The organism is Clostridium senegalense JC122 (assembly GCF_000285575.1).
In the GTDB taxonomy this organism is placed as follows: domain Bacteria; phylum Bacillota; class Clostridia; order Clostridiales; family Clostridiaceae; genus Clostridium_J; species Clostridium_J senegalense.
Genome location: NZ_HE611054.1, coordinates 169,750 through 177,078 on the forward strand (window position 1 = coordinate 169,750; position 7,329 = coordinate 177,078).

Sequence of the window (7,329 nt, forward strand, 5' to 3'; positions counted from 1 at the left end):
ACTATACTTTTATTTATGTACTATGCAATTTATTTTACTATTGTTGTTCCTGTTAATCCATTAATAGCTTCTTTTGCTTTTTCAAGAGAAGTTATAATAGCAGTTCTACCTTCCTTTGATTCTACAAATCCCATAGCAGCTTTTACTTTAGGAAGCATTGAACCTGGTGCAAAATGTCCTTCTTTTATATATTTTTCTGCCTCACCTAATGTTAATTTTGAAAGGTTCTTTTGGTCTGGCTTTCCAAAGTTAATAGCTACCTGTTCAACAGCTGTTAGTACGATGAATGTATCTGCATTTAATAACTGTGCTATTTTACAGGATGCAAAATCCTTATCAATTACTGCTGGCACACCTTCAAGTTGTCCGTTTCCCTTATCTATCACTGGTATACCACCACCACCAACAGTTATAACAACGTGACCTGCATCTACTAAGGTTTTAATAATAGGTTCCTCTACTACAGATACTGGCATAGGTGACGGAACTACTCTTCTCCATCCTCTATTAGAGTCTTCCTTCATTGTATATCCTTTTTCTTCCATTAACTTCTTTGCTTGTTCTTCTGTAAAAAATGAACCTACTGGTTTTGTTGGATTTTTAAATCCTTCATCATTTTTATCTACTATAACTTGAGTTATAACTGTTGCAACTTCTTTATTTGAACCTCTATTTTTAAGTTCTTCTCTTATAGCTTGTTGAAGATGATATCCGATATATCCTTGACTCATGGCTCCACATTCTGGGAACGGCATTATCGGATTATTTTCATTTACAGATGCTGCAAGTTCATAAGTAGCTACAATTTGACCTACCTGAGGACCATTACCGTGTGCTACGATTACCTCATGTCCTTCCTGGATTAAATCTACAATGGCTTGTGAAGTTTCTTTTGCTGTTATTAGTTGCGCCTCTGCTGTAGTATCTTTTGGATTAGCTTGAAGTGCATTCCCTCCAAGTGCTATTACTATTCTTGCCATTTATAATTCTCCTTTCTTTGTAAATACTCTTCTACAATTTTATTTTTCCTGTTCCAATCATTACTACCATAATTATTGCTAATACTATTATTACTGTCATTGCCACTTTTTCTTTTGAAGTAATTTCTTCATTTTTTTCTTTCTTAGCTTTTGTATAAATTCCTACTCCTAAGGCATACATTATTAATGCTGCACCTAAGTACTGCAATCCTACTGCAAAAATTACATATACAGAATAAATTGATGCCATTATTGATATAAACATATCTTTAAATCCTAATTTATCTTCTCTTGATACCTTGATAGCATATAAGCTTGAAAATAAATATGGAATTAATATACAAGTAGTAGCAATTAAAAATATATTGTTATATGCTGCTTGAAGTGCTGGTAAAAGCAAAGATAATAAAAAGATTTGAGTTAATATATCTGTTACTAATAGTGAATTTGATGGTACTCCATTTTCATTTTGTTTCATAAACCATTTTGGCATTGTTCCACCTTTTGCAGCAACATAAGGAATTTCTGCTGCAAGCATTACCCAACTAATTAAACAACCTAATAATGAAATAATTAGTCCTACTTTAACTATTAATGGTCCTGACCTACCTATTACCGTTCTTCCTAGTACATCGGCAAGTGGTGTTTGTGAATTTAAAAGTACCTTTCCTGGAACTGCACCCATTGATACCACAGAAACAAGCATATATAAGGCTAATGTTATAATTAAACTTAAAACTGTTGCAGCTCCAACAATTTTTGATGACTCAGCCTTTTCTGATAATACTGTAGCTGCTTCCACTCCAATAAAGCACCATAAAATAATACCCATTGCGCTGTTAACTTGCTTAAATAAATTTGTAGGTTCTCCTGTTGCAACAAGTATGTTTCTCCAATTTGCTACGTTGAATATATTTAAATCAAATACTGTAAATCCTAATATAATTACTAATAATAATGGAATTATTTTTGCAACTGTTGCTATTGCATTTATTATACCTGCACTTTTAGTTCCTTTTAATTGAATCCAATGAACTATCCAAAGTATTAAAGATGCTATTAAAAATGACATTATAGGCCTTATTCCACCAATTAAACTATTTAAAGTTTTAATCATAAGGATAAAAAAAGCAACATTTCCAAGCCATGCACTTAACCAATATCCCCAAGCTGAATTAAATCCTGTAAAGTCACCAAAACCCTCTTTGGCATAAGTAAAAATTCCTCCTATAAGCTTCGGTCTTTTATTTGCAAGTAATTGAAATACTAATGCTAAAAATATAACTCCAATACCACCAATAATCCAAGATAATAACACTGCTTGTGGATTTGTATTACTAATAAGATCAGTAGGGCTGTTAAATATTCCTCCACCAATCATTGAGCCTACTCCAAGAGCAACTAATAACGATAATCCTAACTTTTTATCACCATCCATTTGTTTTGCTCCTTTTCTTTAGTTTTATTATTTTTTAATTATAGGGACACAATTTTAAGGTTTAATTTATGAATATATAAAATGATAAAACTCAAATTAATATTTTATCAATAACTAACAGATTATTTTAGTTAAGAGTTAAGAGTTAATAGTGAACAATTGTGGTTATTACTACTCACTTCGTTCCTAGTAATTCTCAACGTATCTTTTTATAAATTTGTAAAGCAAATTATATTGATAGATCTTTTAAAATCATTTTCAGAAAGTGGTTGCCACTTTCATCCTAAATTCTTAACTAACTATATTTGTGCTTATTTTTCTCAACTGATAACAAAAATTTGATGTATAAATTTAAGTTAGTTATGATTTTTAGTTTTGGCTTAGAAACTCTTATGATGTTTTTTAACATTTTTAGGACCGAAACCCAAGGACGGGTTTCGCGACTGCCTAGACAGGACGTCGATTCAGCCGTTTAGTCCTAAAAATTTTCAAAAAGATTATTAGAGTTTCTTGAAATAACTAACTGAATAACGGTTTAAAGTTATATTTATTCTCTTTTTTATCATTAAATTTCTTTCATAATTTTAAAGTTCAAATTGTATCCCTACCTTAATTTATTGTCCTAATGTAGCAACCATTACAGCTTTGATAGTATGCATTCTATTTTCAGCTTCATCAAATACTATTGAATGTTTGCTTTCAAAAACTTCGTCTGTAACTTCCATAGATTCTAATCCAAATTTTTCATTGATATCTTTTCCTACAGTAGTTCTTAAATCATGGAATGCTGGTAAACAGTGCATAAACTTAACGTTTTCATTACCTGTTTTATTTAACATTTCCATATTTACTTGATATGGTTTTAATAATTTTATTCTCTCACCCCAAACTTCAGGTGCTTCACCCATAGATACCCAAACGTCAGTATATATAACATCTGCATCTTTAACGCCTTCATCAACATTATCTGTTATAGTAATTTTTCCGCCAGTTTCTTTTGCAATTTCTTCACATTTAGATACTAAATCTTCTTCTGGGAATAAGCTTTTTGGAGATAGAATTCTAAAATCCATACCCATCTTAGCTGCACCAATCATTAAAGCATTTGCCATATTATTTCTTCCGTCTCCACTATAAACAAATATAACTTTATTTAATGGTTTATCAAAATGCTCAGTTATTGTTAAAAAGTCTGCTAAAATTTGAGTTGGGTGATCTTCATTAGTTAATCCATTCCAAACTGGTACTCCTGAATATTTAGCTAAATCTTCAACTATTTCTTGACCAAACCCTCTATATTCAATACCATCATACATTCTTCCTAATACTCTTGCTGTATCAGCTATTGATTCCTTTTTACCCATTTGGCTTCCAGTTGGTCCTAAATAAGTAACATGTGCACCTTGATCATGTGCTGCAACTTCAAATGCACATCTTGTTCTTGTTGAATCTTTTTCAAATAATAATACTATATTTTTTCCTTTTAATTTTTGCTCTTCTGTTCCTGTATATTTTGCTTTTTTAAGGTCTCTTGATAATTCAAGAAAATATTTTATTTCTTTAGGTGTAAAATCCATTAAAGTTAAAAAGTGTCTATTTCTTAAGTTAAACATATTTTTTCCTCCTAATTTCTTTCATATATTAAGTATGATTTACACTAAGTTATCTCTATTTAAAGGCATACTCATACATCTTGGGCCGCCTCTACCTCTTGAAAGCTCTGCACTTGGCATTGTTATAACATCAACTCCACGTTTTGTTAAAAGTTCATTTGTTACATAGTTTCTTTCATAAGTTATAACTTTACCTGGAGATATTGCTAAAGTGTTAGAACCATCGTTCCATTGTTCTCTTGCAGATACTATTTCATCACCATTTCCACATCTGATTAAATCTACTGCTGGTAAATTTAGTGCAGTTTTTAATATGTTATCTAATGTGTTTTTATTATGAGTTATGTCTAATCTTCCATTTTTTCCTTTTGTAATTTCAAAAACATTTAGTGGTCCTTCAATACCTGGGTGTATTGTGAATTTATCGTAGTCCACCATAGTAAACACTGTATCAAGATGCATAAATGCTCTACGTGATGGTATTTCAAAAACAAGTACTTTTTCGAATGAAGTATTATTATCGAATAAGTTTTTTGCTATGACTTCAATTGCTTCTGGTGAAGTTCTCTCACTGCAACCTATAGCAATGATTTTATCTGATAATACTAATTCATCTCCACCTTCTGCACTACAACTAAAGCCCCTATCATACCATAATGGAATCTCAGATACCTTAAAATTTTTATGATATTTATGAATATATTTCATAAATAAAGTTTCTCTTCTTCTTGCTGAAGTTTTCATTGTATTAATTATAATACCGTTTCCTACTGATGCAGCTGGATCCCTTGTAAAATATAAATTTGGCATAGGATCTAAGTAAAATGGATATTTATCTTCCATTAATTCTCTTAAGGAACGTCTTGTTTTTATTTCTATATCTTCTTTTCTTACTCCAGCCATAAGAGTATCAACCATCTCTTTAGTTGTTTTAGACATTAAGTCTTCATATAACGCTTGATATATATCGATGTTATTAATATGGCTTTCTTTTAAAAACTGATTTAAAAACTCATCCTTTACGTTTTTATCTTCTAAGGCTTCTGCTGCTAAATTTTCTAAATATAATACTTCCACACCATTTTCAGTTAATATTTCAGCAAATCTATCATGTTCATTCTGAGCTACTTCTAAATATGGAATATCATCAAAAAGCAATCTTTCTAAATACTCAGGAACTAAATTTTCTATTTCTTTTCCTGGCCTATGTAACATTACTTTATTAAGTTTTCCAATTTCAGATGTAACATTTATAAAGTTATCCATACTTTTCCCTCCTTGTTTTATTATTTAGCTTAATTTTGTAGTTAATGATATTTATAATTTTTTACTACAATCATTAACTTTAATTCATTATTTAATCTATACATAATGTAGTATTATTTAATGTTCACTAAAATATACTCATTTATGGTGTGATTTAATATGTACATATTTTAAAATAGAAAAAGTGCATTAAAGCAGATATTATAATCCACTTTAATGCACTTTAATGAAGTTTTTTACATTGCTCTTTCTGCTATATTAGTAGAATGATCACCTATTCTTTCTAAATTACTTATTAAATCTAAAAATACAGCACTACCATTAGCTTTACATATCCTTTTATTTAATCTTTGTATATTATTTTCTCTAATATCCTTCTTATACTTATCTATACTATCTTCAATTTCTTTTATATTTTTTGCTTTTTCACTATTTTTTGTGCTATAACATTCTAGTGCTAACATAAGTGATTCAAGGGTTTTACTATACATGCCCTCTACTTCATTTCTAGCTTCACCTTTTATTTCTATATTCATTCTACTTTTTTCTAGTGCAAGTTCCGCTATATTCTCTGCATGATCTCCAATTCTTTCAATATCATTGATTACATGAAATGTTGAACTTAATATTTTACTATCTTCACTTGCTAAATCATGTCCAGATATTAAAACTAAATAATCTGTTATTTCCTTATCTAATTCATTAATTATAGCTTCATTTGCATAAACCTTTTCTATACATTCCTCATCATTATCTAAAAAAGCTCTCATAGCTAAAGTGACATTTTCTTTTGCTATATCTCCCATTCTTATTGTTTCTTTAAGCGCCTGACCTACAGCCACAATAGGAGTATCTAACAATTTTTTATCTAAATATATAGGCCCTATTTTACTAATTTCATCATCGCCTGGCACTATCTTATTAACTAAATCAACTAAAAATTTCGCTAAAGGTAACAGTATTATTGTTACTGCGATATTAAATATAGTATGAGCATTTGCTACTTGTCTTGCTACACTTGAAGGGCTTATATCTTCTACTAAATTTACCAATATACCCATAAATGGTAAAAATACGATTACTCCAATAACATTAAACAAAACGTGTAATAAGGCAGCCTTTTTTGCTGTTTTACTAGAACCAATAGATGCTAAAAGAGCAGTAACACAAGTTCCAATATTACATCCAAAAATTATTGGCAGCGCTACATTCATATCTATGCTTCCTGTTGTTGCCAATGCTACTAAAATTCCTGTTGTAGCAGAAGAACTTTGAACTATTGCTGTCATTAATAATCCTGCAAAAACCCCTAAAATTCTATTATTTCCTATAACATGTATAATATTTTTAAAAGCATCTGATTGTGCTAATGGTTCCATGGATTCTGACATCATACCCATCCCTAAAAATAATATACCAAATCCTAATGTTATATATGCTATGTCTTTTGTTCTTTTTTTCTTAGCTGTCAATATAATAACTGCACCTATACCAATAAATAATGGTGCTATTGCATCTAATTTAAAAGAAACCATCTGTGCTGTAATTGTAGTTCCTATATTGGCACCCATTATAACGCCTATAGCTTGCATTAATGTCATAAGTCCTGCATTTACAAAGCTAACTACCATTACTGTTGTGGCAGAAGAACTTTGAATAACTGCCGTTGTAATGGCACCAACAAGAACACCTATGTACTTGTTACTAGTGACCTTTTCTAGTATGCCTTTTAGCTTCTCTCCAGCTGCATTTTCCAGCCCATCGCTCATAAGTTTCATACCAAATAAGAATAAACCTAAACCACCAATTAATTGAATAACCATAGTAAAAATATCCAATTTTATCTCTCCTTTTAAACCATAAAATGCTACACACAATCATTCTATTATATATAATAACCAAATTTTGAATCTTAACCAAAATTTAACTTATTTTTAACCTATCCATTACAAATGGGATCTTTCTAGTTAAGAGTTAAAAGTGAATAGTTGTGGGGTTCTTTAGTTAAAAGTTAATAGTGAATAGTTAACAG

At 30.2% G+C, this 7,329-nt stretch carries 5 protein-coding genes; all 5 read right to left on the reverse strand.

The window, feature by feature from the left end; genetic code table 11:
* Window positions 1–29: 29 nt before the first annotated feature.
* Window positions 30–980 carry a carbamate kinase gene (gene arcC, locus CSGHG_RS16830; protein ID WP_010298030.1) on the reverse strand — a complete coding sequence of 317 codons (951 nt, stop codon included), beginning with the start codon at window positions 978–980 and terminating at the stop codon, window positions 30–32.
* Between the two features lie 31 nt (window positions 981–1,011).
* Window positions 1,012–2,418 carry a basic amino acid/polyamine antiporter gene (locus tag CSGHG_RS16835; protein ID WP_010298033.1) on the reverse strand — a complete coding sequence of 469 codons (1,407 nt, stop codon included), beginning with the start codon at window positions 2,416–2,418 and terminating at the stop codon, window positions 1,012–1,014.
* Between the two features lie 614 nt (window positions 2,419–3,032).
* Complete coding sequence (gene argF, locus CSGHG_RS16840) at window positions 3,033–4,031, reverse strand: ornithine carbamoyltransferase (protein WP_010298035.1); 999 nt, start codon at window positions 4,029–4,031, stop codon at window positions 3,033–3,035.
* A 39-nt stretch (window positions 4,032–4,070) separates the two neighbouring features.
* Window positions 4,071–5,297 (reverse strand): arginine deiminase, encoded by a 1,227-nt coding sequence (arcA, locus tag CSGHG_RS16845; RefSeq protein ID WP_010298038.1) that lies wholly within the window; start codon window positions 5,295–5,297, stop codon window positions 4,071–4,073.
* A gap of 236 nt (window positions 5,298–5,533) precedes the next feature.
* Window positions 5,534–7,135 (reverse strand): Na/Pi cotransporter family protein, encoded by a 1,602-nt coding sequence (locus CSGHG_RS16850; RefSeq protein WP_010298041.1) that lies wholly within the window; start codon window positions 7,133–7,135, stop codon window positions 5,534–5,536.
* Window positions 7,136–7,329 lie beyond the last annotated feature (194 nt).